The sequence below is a fragment of the Streptomyces sp. R-74717 genome (assembly GCF_047305335.1).
Classification (GTDB): domain Bacteria; phylum Actinomycetota; class Actinomycetes; order Streptomycetales; family Streptomycetaceae; genus Streptomyces; species Streptomyces atratus.
Genome location: NZ_CP102361.1, coordinates 224,129 through 245,135, shown reverse-complemented (window position 1 = coordinate 245,135; position 21,007 = coordinate 224,129). Strand labels below are relative to the sequence as shown.

Genomic DNA, 21,007 nt, shown 5'->3' with positions numbered 1-21,007 from the left:
AATCGATCACCGTACGTCCAGCAGTCCGGGCGTCATCGCGACCCAGAAGGGATGTGAACAGATGTAACCGGACGTCAAGTTCAGGGCAGCCAGCCGGTGCAAGTCCGGTCCCGGGAGACGCCAGGGTCCCCGGTAGCTGACTCCCGGCGTCGTTTGAGAGGGCGGCGTCGAAGTGGGGTGACATGCGTCCTTCGGGGGCGTGCGACCGACCAGTCCGCAACATGAAGTGAAGCTTGCAGCGTCGTTAATTCCAGCTCGCCCTGCGGGGCGGGCCAAGGAGGTGCCGAGCCCGTGATGATCTGGCGAAGGCCATGGAAGGCGTCCGGGAACCTGGAGCGGGTGCCGAAGAACCTCCCGGCGTAAGGAGCGTGGAATGGTCGGAAGGTTGTCCTGGGAACTGGAGAGGGCCTACTCGGCCCCGGATGTGCGGTCCGGGAGCGTGGCCCGCCTATAACCGGCCGAACCGGGAAGTGGCGGGCTGCCGAGAGGCAGTCGGAGGGGGTCGTAGTAGTGCTGATCGGCGGGACAACACAACCCGTCAGGAGCGAAGGGCCCCTGCTTCATCGATGCGTGACACGAACAGGGAGGTGCCCGGATGAGTGCCGAAACGGCTAGATCCATCCGCCGGGAGGAAGGCCCCGCAGGACCGGGCGGCCGGCCTCTGGACAAGGTCCGAGCCTTGCAGTGGACGCTCTACCGCTGTGCCGAGCAAGAACCCGAACGACGGTTCCATGCCCTGTATTGCCACGTCCACCGCATGGACGTCTTGTGGCGGGCATGGTCGGTCGTGTGTGCGAACCGGGGCGCGCCGGGCGTGGACGGCGTGTCCGTCGACGCGGTGGCCGCCGCCGGGGTGGAGGTGTTCCTGAAGGACCTGTCGGAGCGGTTGCGGACGCATACGTATCGTCCGTCGGTGCTGCGGCGGGTCCAGATTCCCAAGCCGGGGCGGCCGGGAGAATTCCGGCCGCTCTCGATTCCCACCGTGGCGGACCGGGTGGTGATGACGGCCGCGAAGCTGGTTCTCGAACCTGTCTTCGAGGCCGGGTTCACCGACGCGAGCTATGGGTTCCGGCCCAGGAGGTCCGCGATCGACGCGTGCGAGGCAGTGCGCGTGGCTGCGAACCAAGGGCGGGAGTGGGTGTTGGAGGCCGATATCCGCGACTGCTTCGGGACGATTGATCATGACGCACTCGTCGCTCAGTTGGCGAGGCGTGTGGTCGACCGGTCGGTGCTGAAGCTGATCCGGGCGTGGTTGCGGATGGGAGTGCTGGAGGGCGGGGTTACCTCCCCGACCGGGGCGGGAACCCCACAGGGCTCACCGATTTCCCCCTTGCTCGCCAATATCGCCCTGCATGTCCTCGACGAGGCATGGCGAGAACACGGGCGAAGGCTGGGGGAGTTGGTGCGCTACTGCGATGACTTCGTGGTCCTGTCACCGACCAGGGAACGCGCCGAGCAGGCGCGTGAACTGGCGGCGCATGTGCTGGGTGGTCTCGGGATGCGGTTGCACCCCGAGAAGACCGGCATCGTCTGCCTTCGTGAAGGCGGGCAGGGCTTCGATTTCCTCGGCTTCCATCACCGCAAGGTGGAGTCGTGGAAGCGGCGGGGCAGATTCTACCTGCAACGCTGGCCCTCGGCCAGGGCGTTGGGGGTGCTGCGGGACAAGGTCCGTGCCGCTACCTCCAGTTCCCGGACCGAACGGCCGGTGGCCGCCGTGGTGGCCGACCTCAACCCCGTCCTGCGGGGTTGGGCGGCGTACTTCCGCAACGGGAACTCCGGACGGAAGTTCAACGTGGTCGACGGCTACGTCCACGAGCGGCTGGCGATCTTTGCCAGCCGAAAACACGGCCTCAAGGGTCGGAACTGGACCACCCACTACACCTATGAGTGGACCACCCGGCTCGGGGTCTACCGTCTGACCGGGAACGTACGCGGGGTGGCAGCGCATGCCCAGCGGTGAACGATGTCGGAAAGCCGTGTGCGGGAGAACCGCATGCACGGTTTGAAGCGGCGGGGGCTGGAAACGGAGCGGAAGCCACCGCGCCAGTCCCCGACCCTACTGCTACCGATCATGTTCCAGACCAGCCCGAGTACCCCGCCATCGACTCACGCCAGCCCCGTGACCTGCGAAATCAGGATGGAAATTGATCATGGGGCAACGGGGGCAAGCAGACGTGCAACAGGCATGTTGCACCGCAGCGGAGTGCTCACCGCACCAGGATCTGAGTAAGGTGCGGCTCTTTTGAAGTGACGGTCGGGGGCAATCGTCATCGATGCCGACACCCGGCTCGTCGTCGTGGCCGGCCCCTGCCCGCAACCACAACGACTGCACGGTGTGGGTGGAATCCGGTGCGAAGGCCGCCGTCGGCCGCACCATGACGGTCGCCGACGGCGGCACGACGTTCCCGGGAACGCCCATCTGCGTGGCCCCGATCTCCGGGATGCCCGTCGCGGGAGCGGCGTGCTCGGTGTAGCCGTACCCGTAACTCGGCGGGACAAGGGGAAGGTGAGGGCGCGAAGATCCCATGGAGGTATGAGAGTTGACCTTCACGCCGCCTGCACACATACTGACGTTCAGTGCAATGTCACATTGCAACTGCATCCTGAGTGCATCAGTGATGCCTATGAACGACGCCTCTGAACAGGGAGAACTACCCTCATGTCTCGTATCGCTCTGCTCGCCACCGCGGCCGTGGGCCTGGCCTTATTCGGCGCGGCCCCGGCCACCGCCGCACACGCCCCCACCACCACTGCCACCACCGTGACGTGCGGTCCGTCCGCCCTCCGGGTGGGCTTGTCGACCAAGGTGTGCGCCGAAGTCACCGGCAACAGCGTTCAGCTGTACGGCCAGATAAGCCTGCTGGGCCCGCCCAGCCCGGGCTCCACGCTCCCGGTCAAGGACCTGACCACGACCCTCACCGGCAACGCCGTCGGCGGCACCTCCCTCGGCCACCTGGTGCAGCCGGTCCGTTTCCAAGCCGCGACCACCCAGGTCCGTGGCGTCGGCGGCACCGTCCCCTGCGGCTCGACCGTCCACGCCGAGTTCACCTCATCCGCCCTCGGCTATCCCTCCAGCCCGGTGACCCTGGACGTTCCGGTCACCTGCTGACGAACGTCCGACACAATGAGCAGGCTGCGCGGCCGGAACCGGACGCGGAGCCTGCCCGCGGCAGCGAGGGCGGTTACTTCAGGCAGCCCTTGAATTCCCCGGTCTCCCACGCTGTGCGGCAGATGGCCCGCCACTGGGAGAAGGTCCGCCAGGGGGGCGGCCCGAAGATGAGGTGACCCCGGCGGTGTGGAAACTCTGACAATTGGATCTTGCAGATCCGAGGAAGGGTGTCCTGGTGGGACGGAAGTCTCCGTATCCGGCGGAGTTCAGGAACGATGCCGTCGCGCTGTACCGCGCGGCGGGCGGGAAGCGCACGTATGCGGCGGTCGCGGCGGATGTCGGGGTGACCGGCGAGACGCCCGCGGCGGCACCGTCGCCGGAGTGATCTTCCACGCGGACAGGGGCTCGCGGATCTCCCTGCCCCCGACGGCCGAGTGCCCCGACGCCTCCGAGGCTGATGGAAGGGGGCCGGATTCCCAAACGTGGGAATCCGGCCCCCTTCGTGTGCCCGCAGCGCAGCATTCGCACGACAACGTCAGGCGTCGTCGTAGAGAACCCGCATCACCTCCGTTGTTCAGGTCGGGTCGCCTGACAGCCGGGGAAGTGCCATCCGTTGGCCTGCTCCTGCTGGACGAAGGCGGACACCATGGTGAGGTTCATGGGCGGGAGAGTGCACACGCCGACGGCCTACCGTCGCGGGCTGGCGGGACGGCCCGCCTGGCGGGCTGCCTCGGTAAAGATCTGGCGATGGCCTCCCGCCCGGCGGGAAGCACCCACGATCAGGCTTTTGTGCAGGTCACGGGCGAGGTTCCATGGCCGGATGCTCAGTCAGAAGAAGATCGGCCCGAGAGGGTGGCCGTACTACTGCAACGGCGTGATGGTCGGCGACGGATACCGCCCTGCGGGCGTACCGCTGCGCGACGCGCAGGATCAGGCTGGTGTCCCGCCCGGGTTCTGGACGGGCCGGGGCCTGGCCGCGGTCGGCCTGACGGTCGGGGACGTGGTGACCGAGCGGCAGGCCGAACTGCTCCTTGGAGAGGGCCGGCACCCGGACGCCGACCGGATCGAGCGCGAGCTCCTGGAGGAGGGCAAGAGCCCGGCGAAGGCGAGGCGGGCGACGGTGCTGGGCAGGCCCATCGAGCACAACAAGTCGCCGGAGACCGAGAAGGCGAAGGAGCAGTTGCCCTGGCTGGCCATGGACCTGACGTTCCGGGCTCCGTCGACGGCACAGATCGCGTGGGCGCTGGGTGATTACGAGACCCGCCTGGTGGAGCTGCGCCAGGACATCGCCCGGGACAAGGCGCTGGCGTGGCTGGAGGGGTCGGTCGCACAGATCCGGTGGGGGAGCGGTGGCAAGCACCGCGAGCCGGTCCGGGACGGGTTGATCGTCGCGGTGTTCCGGCACTACGAGTCGAGAGCAGTCGACTCGAAGCCGCTCCTCCATGACCATGCGGTGGTGTCGATCCGCGCCCGGCGGCCGGACGCCAAGGGAACGTGGGGGAACCTGTCGGCGGACTCGATGCTGGAGCACATTGTCGCCGCCGGCACCCTGTACTCCCTCTACTTCATGGAGGAAGTGTCCGCCCGGCTCGGGTGGGCGTGGGAGCCGCGCGAGGTAACGCCTGGTAAGCGCCCGGTCATGGAGATCGCGGGCATCGACCAGCGGCTCATCGGCTGGCAGTCCACCCGCCGTCAGCAGATCGAGGACGCGATGTCCGTCCTGGTGGCCGACTACGAAGAGACGCAGGGGCACCCGCCAGGGGAGAAGGCCGCCTACGCGCTGGACCAGCAGGCGGGCGACCGGACGCGCCCACCGAAGCGCCCGGACGCGCCCACCGAAGCGCAAGGAGATGCGGTCGCTGTCCGAGCTACGCGACGGCTGGCGGGCCTCGGCGATCCGGGCGTTCGACGCCTGCACCGTCTACCGGCTCGCACAGCGGGCGCGGGCGGCAGCCGCGGCGGTGTGGGCGCGGGTGCGGCCGGTGGTCGACGTCGCCCTGGCGGCCGTCGACGTCGCCGCCGTGGTCTACGTGATGCGCGGCGCGTTCAAGCCCAGGCACCTGCTCGCCGAAGCCCGCCGCCACCTCACCTACGTCCTGCGCGGCTGACCCCACCAGCCCGGCCTGGACGAGACGATCGTGCAGACCGTCATCGACGACTACACCCGCCCCGTCGGCCGCCGCATGATGACCGCCGACCTGCGCGCCCTGTACCCGCGCGACACCGAGGACCAGGCCGTGCTGCGCCCGCTGACCCGCAAACGGACCGCCCCGCCGTACGAGCGGGCCCGTCTGGCCGCCGGTGCGCTGAGGGCCCGGGTCCACGCGGTGCGCCGCGCTGACCGCCTGGGCTCCCGCACCCGGCCGCACACTGTCGCCGTGCCCGCCATCCCAAGGTCCCGCCCGCGGCCGACCCGTACAGACCGGAAGGCTGGCCGCGTCCCGGAGCAGGCGACCGACGTCGCCGCGATGGATCAGACCCGCCGGACGTTCGAGGCCGCCGCCAAGATCGCCGCCAAGCTCCAGGACGGCGTACGGGAACGCGCCGTCGCCCACGGCCCCCGACCACAGCCCACCTCGCCGACGGCCCCGCCGACGCACACCCAGCAGCCCGGCGCTCAGCCCGCGCCGGGCCGGACCACAGGAGGAGTCGTATGAGCACCCCGGAACAACCCAGCTTCGAGGACGCCCTCGCCCGCGCCCGCGAAGCCTCCAAGGAACTGGCCGCCGTGCTCGATGAGCCGCCGTGGGAGCCGATCTGGAAGCGGCCCCGGAAGCCGAAGTCGAAGGCGGAGAAGAAGCAGGAACTGCGCAAGCAGCGACGGCGACTCCAGGACGCCGGACGCCGCCGCTTCGCCGTCGGACAGTCGCGCCGGCCCCGGTCCCGGCAGAACCGCATCGGCAACGCGGCCGCGCGCCGTGACGCCCGCGCTCTGTCCCGGGTGCGGCACTCCACCGCCTGGCTGTGGTGACGATGCCGCGCATCGTTCACCCGGTGCACCGCACGATGTTCTGCATCCGGCACGCGATGCACGACATCGCGTGCGAAACATCCGATGCACGCCACCCGGTGGACTCCACTCCGGTGCGCACCCGATGACGATGCCCGGCACTCCCGTGCGCACCACGATGTCCCGCACCCGCACCGATGCGCACCACCCGACGATGCCCGGCACTCTCGCGCGCACCACGGTGCGCCGCACTCGATGTTGCGCACCGCACCGGTGCGCACCCCGCCAGCCGGACCTTGACCAGGTGCGGCCGGGCGCGCGTCGTTCCTAGACCAGGTTCGCCACCCGGCGGGTCTGTACAGCGAACGGTGGGACTCGGTTGATTGTTTCTACCGGCGTCCGGCAGTGAGCCGGCCGTCGAAGGTGATGTCGAAGGCTTGGAGTGCGGCTTTCCAGCGCATGGTCCAGCGCTTGCTTCCGGTGCCCTTGGGGTCCAGGCTCATCACCGCGAGGTAGACGCACTTGAGCGCGGCCTGTTCAGTGGGGAAGTGCCCGCGGGCCCTCACGGCCTTGCGGATACGGGCGTTGACGGACTCGATCGCGTTGGTGGTGCACACGATTTTCCGGATCTCAATATCGAACTGGAGGAAGGGGACGAACTCGGCCCAGGCGCTTTCCCACAGCCGCACGATCGCCGGGTATTTCCTTCCCCAGGCCTCACTGAACTCCATGAAGCGTTCCAGGGCGGCGTCCTCGGTCGGCGCGGTGTAGATGGGCTTGAGCGCCTTCGCGATCTTCTCCCAGTCCTGCCTGGCCGCGTAACGGAAGCTGTTCCGCAGGAGGTGAACCACGCACGTTTGCACGATCGTCGCAGGCCAGACCGTGTTGACCGCGTCCGGAAGACCGGTCAGGCCGTCGCAGACCAGCATCAGCACATCACGGGCGCCCCGGTTCTTGATCTCGGTGAGGACCTGCAGCCAGTACTTGGCGCCCTCGCCGCCGTCGCCGACCCACAGGCCCAGGATGTCCCGATGCCCCTCCGCCGTCACGGCCAAGGCCATGTAGACGGGCCGGTTGGCGACCTGCCCATCCCTGACCTTCACGTTCACGCAGTCGATGAAGACGACCGGATAAACGCTGTCCAGGGGACGGTTCTGCCATTCGGTCATGCCGGCCATCACGCTGTCGGTGATCGTGGAGACGGTGGTCTTGGAGACCTCCGTGCCGTAGACCTCGGCCAGGTGGGCGGAGATCTCGCCGTGGGTAAGGCCCTTCGCGGACAGGGACAGGACCATCTCGTCCACGCCGCCCAGGCGCCGCTGGCGCTTCTTGACCAGCTGCGGTTCGAACGTGCCCGCCCGGTCCCGCGGCACCGTGATCTCCACCGGGCCGACCTCGGTGGTCACGGTCTTGGACCGGTGGCCGTTGCGGTAATTCTCCCGGCCGCCCTCGACCCGTTCACCGGGCTCGTGTCCGAGGTGGTCGGTCAGCTCACCCTCCAGCGCGGACTCCAGCACCTTGCGCGTCAGCTCCGCCAGAAGGCCGCCCTCGCCGGTCAGCTTCACTCCGCCGGCCTGGGCCCGGGCCACCAGTTCGGCAACCAGACTGTCATCCACAGCATCCAGCGCACCCACGGCGGCCTCCCCGGCCTTGATGTCACTCATCACGTCAGTCATCAACTGTCGCTTCCAGCTCGGGAGTTACACCGGATACCGTACAGACCCTCGTTCCTAGACCAGGTTCGCCACCCGGCACGTTTCCCCTTGACAGGGTGGCTTCGTTCACTTCTGGCGACAGCATTTGTCGGTGAGTTTGAGCGGCAGTTGGCGATCACTGACCCTCTGTATGTTCACGAGTTTTAGCAGTTCTGCCGTGTTGTTGCGTGCGGCAATGGCGTAGCGCTCGGGGCAAGCGCTGCGATCATGAACTTGCCACGTATCGACCCTCGATAGGGTGCTCGCATGGCTGAGAACTGGAGCTCGACAGACCTCGGGATCATGCGGTTTCCTTCAGGTGTCCTGGTGCGTGGCCGGGGTTTGCGTCACCCCCTGCCCTCAGGACCGACGCCATCCTTCGCGATCTATCTGCTTGGTAAGCAGCCTCCACTGACCGAGTGGGAAGCTCGATGGTTGCCGTGGCCTGACTTTCGGCTTCCCAGGGACCGCCAGCAAGCTCGAAATGTGTTGAAGGAGGCGTTGACCCGGGCGGGGAACGAACGCGTTGAGGTCGCCTGCGGAGGCGGGCGCGGACGGACAGGAACAGCCCTGGCATGCATGGCTGTCCTTGATGGAGTTCCGGCAGACCAAGCCGTGGCGTTCGTTCGTCAGCACTACCACCACCGCGCTGTGGAGACACCCTGGCAACGACGCTTCGTACTGCGCTTCGACTACGCATAGAAAGCTCGGGCCAATCCGCGCTGTACGGGCGCGGCCCGCCGTCGCGAGGGCGGCGGGCCGTCGAGACGGAACCCGCAGGAGTCAGCTGGCCGCGGCAGGTTCTACGGTTCGAGCCCGGGTGCTGGCGAGGCGGTAGACATCCCACCTCGCTAAGGCGTCAAGCGGCAGCAGCGAGTTCTTCCGTCGGGGGCTGGTGTGGGGATGCTTTCGATTCGTCGTAGGGCTGGTGGTGCTGGAGGCAGAAGAACAGCATGCCCATGAAGCGGTTGAAGAGGTTGCGTTGTGCGGCGGTGTGGCGGTCTCCGGTTTTCCGGCGGCGGTCGTAGTGGGCTCTGGCCACCTGGCCTCCGCGGCGGGGCTGGTTCCCGTGCCACGCGACTCCGGGCGTCGCACCAGCAACATGCACCGGCCCAAGCGCTTCAGTCGGCGCCTGCGCAGGGTCTTCTACATGTCTGCCCAGACGAGCATCATCCGCGAGGGGCCGAACCGGGACTTCTACCTCAAGAAGCGCGGCGAGGGCTGCAAGCACGTCCAGGCCGTCATCGCTCTGGCCCGCCGACGGGCGAGCGTGTTGTGGGCGCTGCTGCGTGACAACCGGGTCTTCACCTCCGCCCCGCCGGTCACGCCGACGGCTTGACTTCATCATTGAGACTCCTCGCGTGCGGGCCGCCTCGCTGGTCGTGGCGGCCTCAAGAGCGAGTCTCGGAGCGCGGGCCTGTGGACAGAGTCCGGCGCTGACGGGGGAGAAATCTCCTCCCACCGGTGTGACTTTGCGCGGTAGTTGGCCACTTTGATTTCTAGTGCCGGATCAGGCAACGTTTGCCCTGTTGTGATGTGACGCGCCGTCCGGGTGCTGTGGTGGACGGAGCGTGGGCGTCATTCTGTCCGGGTGGCAGAACGAGTGCGTGTCCGAGAGATCGATGACGATGAGGGGCGGCGGCTGCTGCGGATTATCCGCAGAGGCACCGGGTCGGTGGTGACCTGGCGGCGGGCCCAGATGGTGCTGCTCTCCGCGCAGGGCATGCCTGTGGCGAAGATCGCTGAGGTGTCGTTCACCAGCGACGACCGGGTCCGGGACGTGATCCACAACTTCAATGCCGACGGCTTCGACTCTCTCTATCCGAAGTACTCCGGTGGTCGGCCGAAGACGTTCACGCTGCCGGAGCGCCGTGAGATCAAGAAGATTGCGAAGTCCAAGCCCACCGAGCACGACCTGCCGTTCTCGACCTGGAGCCTGTCCAAGCTGGCGGACTTCCTGGTCGCCGAGGGGGTGGTCGACGACATCAGCCACGAGGGCCTGCGCATCCTGCTCCGCGAGGAGGGAGTCTCCTTTCAACGCCTGAAGACCTGGAAGACCTCCCGCGATCCGGACTACGCGGCCAAGAAAGCGCGCGTCGAGCACCTGTACGCCATCGCCGACGGCGAAGTCATACCCGAGGACGGCGAACCCGAAGTCATCTTCTGCATGGACGAGTTCGGGCCGCTCAACCTGATGCCCCACCCGGGCCGGCAGCGGGCCGAGCGCGGCGGCAGGCACAAGGACCCAGATCGCGAACCGCGCCGACGGCGGCGAGCGACCTACAACCGTTACGGCGGGGTGCGGCACCTGTTCGCCGCTCTGGATCTTTCCAAGGACAAGCTCTACGGCCACATCAAACCGGTCAAGCGGCGCACCCAGTTCCTGGAGTTCTGCCGCTACCTGCGCAGCCTCTACCCGGCCGACGTCAGGATTTCGATCGTGGCCGACAACTTCTCCCCACACCTGACCACGAAAAGGTGTCAACGGGTCGGTATCTGGGCTGCCGCGAACAACGTCGAGATCGCCTACACACCGACCAACAGCTCCTGGCTCAACCGCATCGAGGCCCAGTTCACGGCCCTGCGTTACTTCACCCTGGACGGCACGGACCACGCCGACCACAAAGAACAGGGCAGCATGATCCGCCGCTACATCATCTGGCGAAACCGCCATGCCAACGACCAGCACCTACAAGCCGTCGTCGACAGGGCAAACGTTGCCTGATCCGGCACTAGTTGGCCAGCAACCTCCAAAGGATCAGCAGGCATGCTGAGCCGTGACACGATAGTTGGAACTTGGCCACACTGATTGGAACCGGTGCGCGTCGGCGCTGGAATCGATCTTGGGATTGAGTGCCATGGTCTTACCTCGGCATCGGTGCCGATCTTCTTGGAAGGTCCCCCTGGTGCAGGAGGAGCTTTCGCAGGGCCCCGCCACCGACGACCGACCTGAACCCGGCCGCAGGGGCAGGCTGACGAGAAGCGGACGGCTGGGAGTGTCCGACGGATAGGGTTGACTACCCGTCGATCGATCACATGTGCTGGCAGCCCGGCCGGTCGCCGGGGAGAGCGGCGGAGGCTCCAGATGCAGGAATACGTCATGACGGCCGGGACGGGGTTGCGGGTCTACCCCGAGCCTGCGGACGTGTTCGTCACCGACCAGGTCGAACTGGCAGGGCACCTGCACCCGTTGATCTCGATCGATCTCGCCGAGGTGGACCCGGCCTGGCACGGGTGGATCCACCTGGTCAGCCCGCTGGAACCGGCGGAAGGTTACCTCGGCGACCACACCGAGGCCTTCCACTCACCTCTGCAGAGAACCAACTGGCTCGGGTTCTCGATGCAGGACGACCGCTACCGCCTACTCGGCGACCTGCGCTACTTCGCGCGGGCGACGACCCCCGAGGAACTGCCCGACCCCTGGCCCGCGTTCCGTACGCGGCTCGACGAGCACTGCGAATCCGAGGGACGCAGCTACCTGGCGCACCGGGACGCCTTCCGCCGTGAGGGCATCCTGCTCATGCGTCACAACGACGGGTCCCTGCGGTATGACGGATCCAACGCCATGGCACTGCTGGAGCAGCTCGGCGGCGACGCGGACCCTCACGACAACTGGGTCCAGCCCGATCTGTTCCACGTTGAGTACGACGACGACAGCGCGTGGCCGGTCAGTCCGGCCGGAAACCCGTTCCGCTTTGTGGCGTCGGTGCCGGGCTGGCACTACCGACGCACGGGCGCCGACTCGATTCTGCTGTTCTTCGAGCCCGCCGAGCGGCTCGCGCTGCTGACGTTCGACTGGGGCTGAGGTACTGCCCAGGGGCTCGGGGAACTGCTGGCGGCAGCGGTTGGCGAGCCAGTGGTCCTCGGCGGCGTAGTCGAAGGAGAGCGATCTTCGGAAGCGGTTCCAACAAGAATGACAACTGAGCGCTTGGTTCCAAGAAGCTTGGCAAATCAGTTCCAACAAGCGTGTCACCCACGCTGAGAACGGTCAGGTCAGCACGCCTTGGCGGTTCCAACTACCATGTCACGGCTCACCTGCTGACGCGTAGCGCCTTGCGGGCAGAGCCGCACCACAGTTCGCGAGGGGCCTATGACTCGCGCCATCCCACATAGGGCACCCAGGTTCCAGACTTCTGGCTGGCCGGTTTCAGATACGCCGATAGGCGTGGGACGAGCCCTATCCGCCACTTCCTCCGTATCCGCGCGGCCGACCAGGGAATGCACCTGCTCGCACTTTTGTCCTGAAAAGACTGTTGGCGCAGTACGCGCGCTAAACGGCCGTCCCCCCTCTTCGCATATGGTGGCCTCGCCGGAACGTCCCGCTCGACTAGGGGTTCCGGGACCCGCACGGCGGGCGGAGCGGGCGGTGGTCGAAGCGAGGAGTGGATGTGGGGGGCGTGGCGGTCGGCGCGCGGTCGGAACAGGACGGTCCGGGTGAGGGGCCCGAGGAGCCGGCGGGGAAGACGAGGAGGTGGGGGAGGGCCGGAGAGTCAGCGAAGGCGCAGCGGCCGTTCTGGAAGGAACTGCCCCTGCTCATCGTGGTCGCGCTGGTGCTGGCGCTGCTGATCAAGACTTTCCTGGTGCAGGCGTTCTCGATCCCCTCGGAGTCGATGCAGAACACCCTGCAACCGGGTGACCGGGTCCTGGTCGACAAGCTGACCCCGTGGTTCGGCTCGAAGCCCGAGCGCGGCGAGGTCGTCGTCTTCCACGACCCGGGGCACTGGATGAAGGACGAGCCGACGCCCGAGCCCAACGTGGTACAGAAGGCGCTGAGCTTCATCGGGCTGATGCCGTCCGCCAACGAGAAGGACCTCATCAAGCGGGTCGTGGGCGTCGCCGGCGACACCGTCGAGTGCAAGGGCAACGGCCCGCTGAAGGTCAACGGGAAGCCGCTGAAGGAGCCCTACGTCTTCCCCGGCAACACCCCGTGCAGCACGAACCCGGAGAGCCAGTTCAAGGTCACGGTGCCCAAGGACCGGCTGTGGGTGATGGGCGACCACCGGCAGGACTCGCAGGACTCCCGCTACCACCAGGACGGGGACGACAAGGGCTTCGTCCCCGTGGACGACGTGGTGGGCCGCGCCATCGTCATCGCCTGGCCCATCGACCGCTGGGACACCCTCTCCGTCCCCGCCACCTTCGACCAGAAGGGCATCGACAAGGCGGCCGCCGCCACCCCCACCGCGGTGGCCTTCGCTGGCGCCGTCCCCCTGGTGCTGGTGCGCCGGCGCCTGCTCTCCCGCCGCAAGACCGGCGGCACGACACAGAACTGCATGACCACTGCCTGATCCTGAATCGGGTGCAGCGCCCGGACGGATCCTGGTACGCGCTGGACACGGTCCGCCTCCTCCAGCATGTCGTGGCGGCCGGGACGCTCTACACCCTCACGATGACGACGGAGGTGTGTGAGGGGCTGGCGACCGTGCCGCGGGAGGTGACGCCGGGCCTGCGCGCGGTCATGGAGCGCCGGGATCGACCAGCGGCTCATCGGCTGGCAGTCGACCCGCCGTCAGCAGATCGCGGACGCGCTGCCCGACCTCGTGGCCGGCTACGAAGAGCGGCAGGGGCACCCGCCGGGGGAGGGGGCCGACTACGCGCTGGACTACCAGGCCGCCGACCAGACGCGCCCGCCCAAGCGCACGGTGGCGCGGTCGCTGTCCGATCTGCGCGATAGCTGGAGGCGGTCGGCGATCCGGGCGTTCGGCGCCTGCACCGTCTACCGGCTCGCGGAGCGGGCGCGGGCGGCAGCCGCGGCGGTGTGGGCGCGGGTCCGGCCGACCGTCGACGTCGCCCTGGCGGCCGCCGACGTCGTCGCCGTGGTGTACGTGATGCGCGGCGCGTTCAAGCGCCGGCACCTGCTCGCCGAAGCCCGCCGCCACCTCGCCTACGTCCTGCGCGACCGCCCCCACCAGCCCGGCCTGGACGAACAGATTGTGCAGAGCGTCGTCGACGACTACACCCGCCCGGTCGGCCGCCGGATGATGACCGCCGACCTGCGCGCCCTGTACCCGCGCGACACCGAGGACCAGGCCGTGCTGCGCCCGCTGACCCGCAACCGGACCGCCTCCCCCTACGAGCGGGCCCGTCTCGCCGCCGACGCGCTGACCGCCCGGGTCCACGCGGTACGCCGCTCGGACCGCCTGGGCTCCCGCACCCGGCCGCACACCGTCGCCGTTCCTGCTGTCCCCAAGTCCCGCCCGCGGCCTTCCCGCACGGGGCGGCAGGCGTCCCGCGTTCAGGAGCAGGCGACCGACGTCGCCGCGGTGGAGCAGACCCGCCGAACGCTCGAGGCCGCCGTTGCCAAGCTCCAGGACGGCATGCGGGAGCGGACCGTCGCCCACGGCCCCCGACCTCAGCCCGCCCCGGCGACGGTCCCGCCGCACACTCAGCAGCCCGGCACCCAGCACGCACCGGGCCGGACCACAGGAGGACTCGAGTGAACACCCCGGAAGAACAACCCAGCCTTGAGGACGCCCTTGCCCGCGCCCGCGCAGCCTCCAAGGAGTTGGCCGCCGTACTCGTGTCAACGGCCATTGAGATGCCCAGGTGGGTGGTCGTTGGCTGTCCAGGCTGGTGGCCATCAGAAACCCAGGCGTGTGGCTAGTGGTGTTCCTGGGGGTGTGGGTCAGCTCAAGGGGACCACTCCCTTCCCGGCGAGGGCCTCGGCGAGGCGATGCGAGTCGCCGGTGGTGGTCACGAGGTGAGCGTGGTGCATGAGGTGGTCGGTGCTCGCGCCCGCGAGAGTCTTCGGCATGATCGTGTCGAAGCCCGAGGGGTGAATGTTGCTGGTCACGGCGATGGACCGGCGTTCGTAAGCGGCATCGATGATCCGGTAGAACGCCTCGGCGGCGTCTTCACCGACGGGTAGCAGGCCGATGTCGTCGATGACGATGAGGTCCGCGCGGCAGATCCGGGCGACGGTGCGGGCGGTGGAGCCGTCGACCTTCGACTTGCCGATGGCGGCGCTCAGCGTCTCCAGGGTGAACCAGGACACCCGCAGGTCCTTCTCGATCGCGGCCTGCGCGAGCCCCTCGGTGAAGTGTGACTTTCCTGTGCCCGACGTTATCGCTGGTTTGATTGCTGATACCGCTCAACATGGCTGGCCATGACGTTCCTTCGATCGATGTGAGGTGGCCCGAGGAACTCGTTTGCCGAGACACCCAGCTGCGTTGAGAATCGCTTCGTGAGTGATCATGTGCAGGCAGACTTTTCCGTCAAACCCACGCTTGTTGGGGAGAGGGTGCTCCTGCGCCCGTTCCTCATGGACCAGGACGCGTCCGTGCTTCGCTCGTTGCTCCAGGATCCGGAGGTGGGCCGCCTGACCGGCAGCAGCCATGGATCGGCAGATCGTGAGCCTTGGGACGAGGCCGCTGAGGAACGGATGCATGCGTGGTATGGCACCCGCCACGAGCAAGCGGACCGGCTGGACCTGGCCGTCGTCGAGCGGGCGACCGGCGCCTGCGTGGGCGAGGCGGTGCTCAACGAGTGGGACAGCGGCAATCACAGCTGCAACTTCCGGATCGCGCTGGCTGCGGCGGGCCAAGGCCGGGGGTTCGGGACCGAAGCGGCGCGGTTGATCGTCGGTTATGGCTTCGAGGGCCTCGGCCTGCACCGGATCTCGCTTGGGGTGTTCGCCTTCAACCCGCGTGCCCGACGCGCCTATGAGAAGGCGGGGTTCGTCGTGGAGGGCGTCCGACGCGACGCGCTGCTGTATGACGGTGCGTGGGTGGACGACATCGTGATGTCGATCCTCGCTCCCGAATGGGAGCGTCACCGCGGCCATCCGAAGGCTGCCCAGTGATGACGTCGTATTCTGCTGGGCAGGGCATCAGCAGGGTCCGATGACTCGGGCTTGTGGCGGTGGGGTGTCTCCGCCGCGGCGGGCGAGTTCGCGGCGGAGGTCGAGGTTCTCGCCGTGGGCCTGTTCGAGCGCGTCCCGCAGTGCCTGTACTTCTTCTCGGTGCCGCTTCTTGAGGCGGGTGATCTGGCCGGTCAGCGCGAGGACGAGGGTGCTTTGCTCGTCGGCCGGAGAGGCCGGTGCGGGGGCAAGACGGGCTTGGGCCCGGAGTCGTTCGATGCGTCCTCGCAGGTCGGGGTGGTTATAGAGGAAGGCGTGGGAGACACCGGCCTCGCGCTGGACGGCCTGGAAGGTGATCGGCTCACTGCGTTTGACCAGGGCGCGGATCGCCTTCTCTGCCGCGTCGGTCTTGGCCTGGGACTTGGCCTTCGCGGCGGCGACAAGGGTCTGGGTGAACCGCCCCGGGTTCGATAGAGATCTCAGATTGTGGTTGTGACCTGGGGTTTCGTGAGTTCCGTGTAGTAGTTGGTTTCGTACCCGACGGGTGGGATGTGCCCTATCTCTCCGTGGAGCCGGCGATGGTTGTACCAGTCGGCCCACTCGGCGGTGGCGAGCTCGACCTGGGAGAGTGTCTTCCAGGGCCGCTGGGGTTTGATCAACTCGGTTTTGTACAGGCCGATCGCGCTCTCCATCAGGGCATTGTCGTAGGCATCGCCGACCGAGCCGATGGAGGCGGCAATGTCGGCGGCGTCCAGATGCTCGGCGAGCCTGAAACTCGTGTACTGCGACCCGGCGTCCGAGTGATGGATCAACTCACCTGGCTGTATGGGGTGTTGGTCGCGGTCACGTTGCCAGATGGCCATCTCCAGGGCGTCCAGGACGAAGACGGTCTCCTTCACGGTGGCGGCCGACCAGCCGACGATCCGGCGGGAGAAGGTATCCAAGACGAACGCGACATAGACGACGCCGGACCAGGTCTTGATGTGGGTGAAGTCCGCCACCCAGCACCGGTTCGGGGCCTGGGCGACGAAGTCACGGTCGAGGCGGTCCGGGGCCCGGTCGACCTGCCCGCCGGGGAGCGTGGTGATCACGCGTTTGCCGCGGATCGCGCCCTGGATGCCGAGTTCGCGCATGAGACGCTCGACGGTGCAGCGGGCTGCGGTATGCCCCTGCCGGTTCAGCTCGCGCCAGATCTTCCGGGCCCCGTAGACACGGTAGTTGGCGGTGTGGACCTGGCTGATCAGCTCCTTGAGCTCCGCGTCCCGCACTGAACGTGTTGACGGAGCGGCCTGTCGTTTCTTGTTGGCGTAGTCGGTTGAAGGGGCGATCTTGCAGTCGTGCTCGGTGAGCGTCCTGCAGATCGGCTCGACGCCGCCGAAGCGGTCCCGGTGCTCGTCGATGAACGCTACGAGCGTGTGTGTGGCCGGTCGAGCTCGGCCGCAAAGAAACTCGCCGCGGCCTTCAGGATCTCATTCGCCCGCTTGAGTTCGGCATTCTCCTTCTTCAACGCCTTGAGCTGAGCGGACTCCTCCGTCGTCGTCCCCGGCCGCGTGCCTGCGTCGATCTCGTGCTGCTTCAGCCAGTTCCGCAGTGTTTCGCGGGACCCGATACCGAGCTTCTCGGTCACCGCCTGCAGAGCGGCCGTCTCGTTCGGGTAGTCGTCGCGCACCTCGGCGACCATGCGCACCGCGCGGCGGCGGAGCTCAAGCGGGTAACGGGAAGGTCGTGCCATGACTCGATCCTTTCATGAAATCGAGTCTCCATTCGAGCCGGGGCGGTTCAGTGTGGCCTCTGCGACGGCGAGGAGTGGGCCGTAGGCGAAGGGCAACCCGGTATCGCCAACCCGAGCCAACAGCACCAGCGTATTTGCGAGATTGGGTTCATGGACCCTCGGGTTGTGCTCTGTCAACTCTCTGAAGAGTCTCACCGATTTCCTGACCGTGCGAATGGCTTCTGGGTGGCGCCATCGTGCGGAAGCGGGCAATGAGTCCCTCGGTCATGTCCATGGAGAAGGACGCCGGGGCTCCGATCACGGTGGTGCCGCTGGTCATCAGCAGCAAGCCCGGGACGAGGTAGGCAATGTAGTCGGAGCGGTCCGTGCCGCCGTCGCCGATGCCCGCGCTCATTGCCGGGGTACTCGGCAAAGTGCTCAGCCGGGTACACGTGAACGTGCTCGGCATGGCGAAGACGGTTGGGCGGCGGGAGGCACAGGTCGGTGGTTCGCGAATTCGGGTGACATGTCTCGATTCCGTCGGCATCATCGGTCAGTTGCTCTGCCACGTCCGACTTTGGGGGTACGCCACGTCCATCCACCAAGAACTTCGAGCCTGGTCGCTGCCGTGGTCCGCCGCTGACCCTCGCCGGAACGCCTTCGAATGGGACGACGACGACGAGGGGGCCCGGCTCACGGCGCTGGTCGCCCCGATGACACCTCCTGCCGATGTCGACCGGATGGAGAACTTCCGCTTCATACGCGAGGTGACCGCGTTACTGGCGTCGCGCTACGGCCGCTGGGCCTGCGGTTGGGACTGGTCGACCCATAACGGTGGACCTGTTGCCGCCTGGTGCTGCGACGCGCACTCGGTCGGAGAGGCGGAGGAGACCGCCGCGCGAATCGTGGCTGCTCTTCTGGAGTGGCGTGACTGGCTGGAGGACATGGCCGAGCGATTCGAGCGGCTTGCCCCGTTGCCCGACGCGGATGCCGGGGACCGCAGCTGGCATCTGGAGCGTGCGGTGACCCGTTTGGTTTCCACGGTCGTGGACCGCACGCACGCCGAGTCGGCCTGGTACGGGCTCTGCGACACGACGCTGACCTGGTTCCTGTCCTCCACTGGCCTAGGACCGGAGGAGGCGGAGAAGGCAGTCGAAGCAGCGATCGGCGGCCGGTTCAAGAGCTGGGTCGAGCCCGCCTTGACGGTGGTCGACGCGGTGGGAGAGGACCTGGCGGTCCGCCTCACGGGTCGTGGGTTCTACCGTGAGCGATGATGCGCTGGCTGTGTGGTGTCAGGTCAGGGAGGAGGTCGACTGGTCCTCGGCTGCGACGGCGGCCCCGTTGCCTGTGCGGCCGGTCGTCGACGGACTAGCCCGTTGGTTCGACGGCCCGGTGCGATACCGCGACCCGGACCGCGCCGGCCGGCTGCTCGCCGCGATGGCCTTCTCCCGCGCCGCGGCCGGACAGGGAGAACCGCTCACCCCGACCCTGCTCGACAACTGGCAGAAGCTGGTCCTCGGCGTACCCGACGTGCGCTTGCGTCAGGGCGAGGCGTTTGCCAAGGGCGGCCGGGAACGTTACGGGCTGACGCCGCACACCTGGCGGGACTTCGCCGCCTGCCTGTATCAGAGCGCCGACCCGACGGTCCCCCTCGCCGCCCGCGCGGCCAGGGCGTACCTCGACATCGCCTTCTTTCACCCTTACCCGGACGGCAACGCCCGCCTGGCGCTGCTGACCCTGGCTCACATCCTGGAGGCGGAGGGCGTACGCCTGGACGAAGTGGGGCCGCTGCAGACCACCCGCTACGCGGACGACCCAGCCGGTGCCCTTGACCTCGCGGTTTTGGTCTCTGTGCTGATCCGTGCCACCCACCGGCGGGCAACCACAGCCGCGCACTGAGAGAAGCCGTCGCCACCGCGGACGGGTGAGCGCATTCAGCTGTACACGGCTGAGCACTTTCCTGTGTACGCCGACACTCGTTACATCTCCGAAGATGTAGGCCGGTGGCGGGGTGGTGCGACGGGGTGTGTACGTGGCTGTCTGCTGGCGATCGAGCGTGGTTCAGGTGGTGGTGTCGGGGGTTGTTTCGGGTTTCGTGTGGAGGATGTCGCGGGCCTGTTCTGCGGCGCGGGCGATGCTTTCGGAGACGAAGTCGAGGAAGCGGGCGATGTTCTCGAGGCGGGCGCCGGCTGGGGTGTCGGGGCCGAGGATGCTGATGCCCTGCCGTGAGGTTTCGACGAGTTGGGCGGTGGAGCGGGCGCTGGCCATCATCGCCTCGTACCAGACGTCGTCGTCGACGATGTAGCGCTCGCGGCGGCGTTCGTCGCGTTCTCTGCGGACCATTCCCTGGCTCTCGAGGAACGTGATTGCTTTGGAGATGGACGCCGGGCTGACCTGGAGGTGCTGGGCGAGTTCGGCTGCGGTGAGGCTGCCGGTGTCGGTGAGGGTGAGGCAGGCCATCACCCGGGACATCATCAGGGGTGCGCCGGAAGCCATGATGACGGTGGTGAACACTTCCTCGTACTCGCGCACGGCTTCGGCGTCGCGTCCGTAGGGCTGCGGGGGTGACTGCGCCTCGCGGGGTGCGGCCTTCCTGCGGCGGTGGGCGCGGTGTTCGGTGGCGCGGTGGGCCACTTCGGCGCGGTAGGCGGTGGGGCCGCCGTTGCGCATCACCTCGCGCGTGATCGTCGAGGTGGGGCGGTCCAGACGTCGGGCGATCTCGGCGTAGGCGAGGCCGTCGGCCAGTCCCAGTGCGATCTGCTGGCGTTCTTGCTGGGTGAGCCTGCCTCCCGGCATCGCGGTCTCCTTCGTGGCCTGGGTGTGGCCCTGTGGTGGCTGGGGTGCCGACTATAGCGTTCACTCTCAATTCATTGCAACACGCTACACGTGGAGGCGTTGCGTTATGTGCGAGGTCATTGCATCAACTTTTCCATATCTACCTGCACTGATGGGATTTTGACGCAACGAATCTGTTGTCAGATCTGTGAATGCAACGTAGCTTTTCCTCTATCGGAAAGAGCGGGCCGAAGGGGCGCGCGATACCGGAGAAGGAGAGCATGATGCAGAAGTTCGACACCCCCGCCGCCGTCCAGGCCGTCCTTGACATCCCCGCGGGACGCATCCAGTTCATCGCCGCCGACCGCACCGACACCACCGTCGAGGTCCTGCCCGCCAACGCCGCCAAGAGCCGCGACGTCAAGGCCGCCGAACAGACCGAAGTCACCTACGCCGACGGCGTCCTGCGGATCCAGACTTCGCAAGCGAAGAACCGGATCCTTGGCAACTCCGGATCCGTCGAGGTCACCGTCCAACTGCCCGCCGGCTCCCGTGTCGAGGCCAAGGCGGCCGCCGCCGAGTTCCGCGGCGTGGGACGGTTCGGCGATGTCGCCTTCGATGGCGGCTACGGCTCGGTCAAGCTGGATGAGGCCACCAGCGCCCGCCTCACCGGACTCGACGCCCACATCGCGGTCGGCCGCCTGAACGGTCCCGGCGAGATCAGCACACAGCGGGGCAACGTGAACATCACCGAGGCCGTGCGCGGGCAGCTCACGCTGAACACCCAGCAGGGCGACATCACCGTCGGTGCGGCTCGCGGCGTCTCCGCCTCCCTGGACGCCGGCACCGGCCACGGCCGGATCGACAACGCGCTGAAGAACAGCGACGGCACGCCCGGTCTGACCATCAAGGCGACCACCTCCCAGGGTGACATCGCCGCCCGCAGCCTCTGAACCTCGCAGTCTTTGAA

At 67.6% G+C, this 21,007-nt stretch carries 16 protein-coding genes and 7 pseudogenes; 16 read left to right on the top strand and 7 right to left on the bottom strand.

Annotated elements, in window-relative coordinates:
- Nucleotides 1-595 precede the first annotated feature (595 nt).
- From ltrA to NRF20_RS01260, 6 genes and pseudogenes are all read left to right on the top strand, one after another.
- Nucleotides 596-1,960 (top strand): group II intron reverse transcriptase/maturase, encoded by a 1,365-nt coding sequence (gene ltrA / locus NRF20_RS01285; protein WP_413751803.1) that lies wholly within the window; start codon nucleotides 596-598, stop codon nucleotides 1,958-1,960.
- A 303-nt stretch (nucleotides 1,961-2,263) separates the two neighbouring features.
- Nucleotides 2,264-2,426 (top strand): annotated as a pseudogene (locus tag NRF20_RS01280) (IS5/IS1182 family transposase); the annotation flags it as partial.
- A gap of 233 nt (nucleotides 2,427-2,659) precedes the next feature.
- On the top strand, nucleotides 2,660-3,109 hold the full coding sequence (locus NRF20_RS01275; RefSeq protein WP_413751802.1) for a hypothetical protein: 450 nt from the start codon (nucleotides 2,660-2,662) through the stop codon (nucleotides 3,107-3,109).
- Between the two features lie 235 nt (nucleotides 3,110-3,344).
- A pseudogene (locus NRF20_RS01270) lies at nucleotides 3,345-3,467 on the top strand (IS3 family transposase); the annotation flags it as partial.
- A 519-nt stretch (nucleotides 3,468-3,986) separates the two neighbouring features.
- Nucleotides 3,987-5,766, top strand: a pseudogene (mobF, locus tag NRF20_RS01265) (MobF family relaxase).
- On the top strand, nucleotides 5,763-6,080 hold the full coding sequence (locus NRF20_RS01260) for a hypothetical protein (RefSeq protein ID WP_413751801.1): 318 nt from the start codon (nucleotides 5,763-5,765) through the stop codon (nucleotides 6,078-6,080). Before mobF ends, NRF20_RS01260 begins: the two are co-directional and overlap by 4 nt.
- 368 nt (nucleotides 6,081-6,448) lie before the next feature.
- Here NRF20_RS01260 and NRF20_RS01255 read toward each other — a convergent pair whose 3' ends face one another.
- Nucleotides 6,449-7,723 (bottom strand): IS256 family transposase, encoded by a 1,275-nt coding sequence (locus NRF20_RS01255; protein ID WP_398635399.1) that lies wholly within the window; start codon nucleotides 7,721-7,723, stop codon nucleotides 6,449-6,451.
- A 297-nt stretch (nucleotides 7,724-8,020) separates the two neighbouring features.
- Here NRF20_RS01255 and NRF20_RS01250 point away from each other — a divergent pair, with 297 nt between their 5' ends.
- Complete coding sequence (locus NRF20_RS01250) at nucleotides 8,021-8,455, top strand: protein-tyrosine phosphatase family protein (protein WP_398635233.1); 435 nt, start codon at nucleotides 8,021-8,023, stop codon at nucleotides 8,453-8,455.
- 157 nt (nucleotides 8,456-8,612) lie between these two features.
- Here NRF20_RS01250 and NRF20_RS01245 read toward each other — a convergent pair whose 3' ends face one another.
- A complete protein-coding gene (locus tag NRF20_RS01245; RefSeq protein ID WP_413754703.1) occupies nucleotides 8,613-8,795 on the bottom strand; it encodes a hypothetical protein in 183 nt (60 codons plus the stop codon).
- Between NRF20_RS01245 and NRF20_RS01240 the strand changes: the two are divergent.
- The 5 genes and pseudogenes from NRF20_RS01240 to NRF20_RS01220 all read left to right on the top strand — a co-directional run.
- Nucleotides 8,787-9,092, top strand: a pseudogene (locus NRF20_RS01240) (transposase); the annotation flags it as partial. The gene NRF20_RS01245 and the pseudogene NRF20_RS01240 sit on opposite strands and share 9 nt — an antisense overlap.
- Before the next feature lie 252 nt (nucleotides 9,093-9,344).
- The gene (locus NRF20_RS01235) at nucleotides 9,345-10,478 is read left to right on the top strand and encodes an IS630 family transposase (RefSeq protein WP_413751800.1); all 1,134 of its coding nucleotides are present in this window, start codon (nucleotides 9,345-9,347) and stop codon (nucleotides 10,476-10,478) included.
- Nucleotides 10,479-10,853: 375 nt separating this feature from the next.
- Entirely contained in the window at nucleotides 10,854-11,558 is a 705-nt protein-coding gene (locus tag NRF20_RS01230) for a hypothetical protein (protein WP_398635344.1), read from the top strand.
- 583 nt (nucleotides 11,559-12,141) lie between these two features.
- Nucleotides 12,142-13,041, top strand: coding sequence for a signal peptidase I (gene lepB / locus NRF20_RS01225; protein WP_413751799.1), 900 nt, complete (start codon nucleotides 12,142-12,144; stop codon nucleotides 13,039-13,041).
- Nucleotides 13,023-14,193 (top strand): annotated as a pseudogene (locus tag NRF20_RS01220) (relaxase domain-containing protein); the annotation flags it as partial. The gene lepB and the pseudogene NRF20_RS01220, both read left to right, overlap by 19 nt.
- A 185-nt stretch (nucleotides 14,194-14,378) precedes the next feature.
- Here the strand turns inward: NRF20_RS01220 and NRF20_RS01215 are convergent.
- Nucleotides 14,379-14,813, bottom strand: a pseudogene (locus NRF20_RS01215) (ATP-binding protein); the annotation flags it as partial.
- 123 nt (nucleotides 14,814-14,936) lie between these two features.
- Here NRF20_RS01215 and NRF20_RS01210 point away from each other — a divergent pair.
- Nucleotides 14,937-15,554 (top strand): GNAT family N-acetyltransferase, encoded by a 618-nt coding sequence (locus tag NRF20_RS01210; protein ID WP_398635275.1) that lies wholly within the window; start codon nucleotides 14,937-14,939, stop codon nucleotides 15,552-15,554.
- A 27-nt stretch (nucleotides 15,555-15,581) separates the two neighbouring features.
- On the opposite strand, the gene NRF20_RS01205 is transcribed toward NRF20_RS01210, so the two are convergent.
- From NRF20_RS01205 to NRF20_RS01195, 3 genes and pseudogenes are all read right to left on the bottom strand, one after another.
- Nucleotides 15,582-15,938: a DUF6262 family protein gene (locus NRF20_RS01205; RefSeq protein ID WP_413754505.1), complete on the bottom strand. Its 357-nt coding sequence runs from the start codon at nucleotides 15,936-15,938 to the stop codon at nucleotides 15,582-15,584.
- Between the two features lie 92 nt (nucleotides 15,939-16,030).
- Nucleotides 16,031-17,283, bottom strand: a protein-coding gene (locus NRF20_RS01200) for an IS3 family transposase (RefSeq protein ID WP_413751798.1) whose coding sequence is annotated in 2 segments (ribosomal slippage) — nucleotides 16,031-17,001 and nucleotides 17,001-17,283 — 1,254 coding nt in all. Because the reading frame shifts where the segments join, the coding sequence is not laid out codon by codon here.
- A 181-nt stretch (nucleotides 17,284-17,464) separates the two neighbouring features.
- Nucleotides 17,465-17,677, bottom strand: a pseudogene (locus NRF20_RS01195) (ABC transporter permease); the annotation flags it as partial.
- A 52-nt stretch (nucleotides 17,678-17,729) separates the two neighbouring features.
- On the opposite strand from NRF20_RS01195, the gene NRF20_RS01190 reads away from it, so the two are divergent.
- Nucleotides 17,730-18,536, top strand: a complete 807-nt coding sequence (locus NRF20_RS01190) for a hypothetical protein (RefSeq protein WP_413751797.1) — start codon at nucleotides 17,730-17,732, stop codon at nucleotides 18,534-18,536.
- A complete protein-coding gene (locus NRF20_RS01185; RefSeq protein WP_398633579.1) occupies nucleotides 18,526-19,161 on the top strand; it encodes a Fic family protein in 636 nt (211 codons plus the stop codon). Before NRF20_RS01190 ends, NRF20_RS01185 begins: the two co-directional genes overlap by 11 nt.
- Nucleotides 19,162-19,323: 162 nt before the next feature.
- On the opposite strand, the gene NRF20_RS01180 is transcribed toward NRF20_RS01185, so the two are convergent.
- On the bottom strand, nucleotides 19,324-20,058 hold the full coding sequence (locus NRF20_RS01180) for a helix-turn-helix domain-containing protein (RefSeq protein ID WP_413751796.1): 735 nt from the start codon (nucleotides 20,056-20,058) through the stop codon (nucleotides 19,324-19,326).
- A 263-nt stretch (nucleotides 20,059-20,321) separates the two neighbouring features.
- Between NRF20_RS01180 and NRF20_RS01175 the strand changes: the two genes are divergently transcribed.
- Nucleotides 20,322-20,990, top strand: a complete 669-nt coding sequence (locus NRF20_RS01175) for a DUF4097 family beta strand repeat-containing protein (RefSeq protein WP_413754504.1) — start codon at nucleotides 20,322-20,324, stop codon at nucleotides 20,988-20,990.
- Nucleotides 20,991-21,007: the final 17 nt, after the last annotated feature.

What these genes read in the sequence shown, in the direction of transcription:
- ltrA (WP_413751803.1), top strand. Translation starts at nt 596, where the DNA reads ATGAGTGCCGAAACGGCTAGATCCATCCGCCGGGAGGAAGGCCCCGCA.
- NRF20_RS01275 (WP_413751802.1), top strand. Translation starts at nt 2,660, where the DNA reads ATGTCTCGTATCGCTCTGCTCGCCACCGCGGCCGTGGGCCTGGCCTTA.
- NRF20_RS01260 (WP_413751801.1), top strand. Translation starts at nt 5,763, where the DNA reads ATGAGCACCCCGGAACAACCCAGCTTCGAGGACGCCCTCGCCCGCGCC.
- NRF20_RS01255 (WP_398635399.1), bottom strand. Translation starts at nt 7,723, where the DNA reads ATGAGTGACATCAAGGCCGGGGAGGCCGCCGTGGGTGCGCTGGATGCT.
- NRF20_RS01250 (WP_398635233.1), top strand. Translation starts at nt 8,021, where the DNA reads ATGGCTGAGAACTGGAGCTCGACAGACCTCGGGATCATGCGGTTTCCT.
- NRF20_RS01230 (WP_398635344.1), top strand. Translation starts at nt 10,854, where the DNA reads ATGACGGCCGGGACGGGGTTGCGGGTCTACCCCGAGCCTGCGGACGTG.
- NRF20_RS01190 (WP_413751797.1), top strand. Translation starts at nt 17,730, where the DNA reads ATGGCGAAGACGGTTGGGCGGCGGGAGGCACAGGTCGGTGGTTCGCGA.
- NRF20_RS01180 (WP_413751796.1), bottom strand. Translation starts at nt 20,058, where the DNA reads ATGCCGGGAGGCAGGCTCACCCAGCAAGAACGCCAGCAGATCGCACTG.
- NRF20_RS01175 (WP_413754504.1), top strand. Translation starts at nt 20,322, where the DNA reads ATGCAGAAGTTCGACACCCCCGCCGCCGTCCAGGCCGTCCTTGACATC.